This window comes from Affinundibacterium flavidum, assembly GCF_014284175.1.
Lineage (GTDB): Bacteria > Pseudomonadota > Gammaproteobacteria > Burkholderiales > Burkholderiaceae_D > Undibacterium > Undibacterium flavidum.
The window spans coordinates 1-303 of record NZ_JACOGA010000066.1; the positions used below are offsets into that span (position 1 = coordinate 1).

Annotated in this window: 1 protein-coding gene; it reads left to right on the forward strand. The window is 53.1% G+C overall.

The annotated features are described in order from the left end of the window. Window positions 1-303, forward strand: a 303-nt coding sequence (locus H8K55_RS21385) for a Calx-beta domain-containing protein (RefSeq protein ID WP_186944268.1), incomplete at both ends; no start/stop codon positions are given.

Genomic DNA, 303 nt, shown 5'->3' on the forward strand with positions numbered 1-303 from the left:
GCCTGTCAATCAACGACGTCACCGTCAACGAAGCAGCCGGCACAGCGACCTTCACAGTCACCTTGTCCGCAGCCTCTGGTCAAACAGTTTCTGTCGGTTACAACACCAGCAATGGCACCGCCACTGCCGGCAGTGACTACACAGCAGCAAGCGGTACCTTAACCTTCAATCCTGGTGTCACCACCCAAACGATCACGGTCAATATCAGTAATGACAGCGTGTTCGAATTGTCCGAGAACTTCAACGTCAACTTGGTCACTCCAACGAATGCGACGATATCCGACAATCTGGGCATAGGCACGA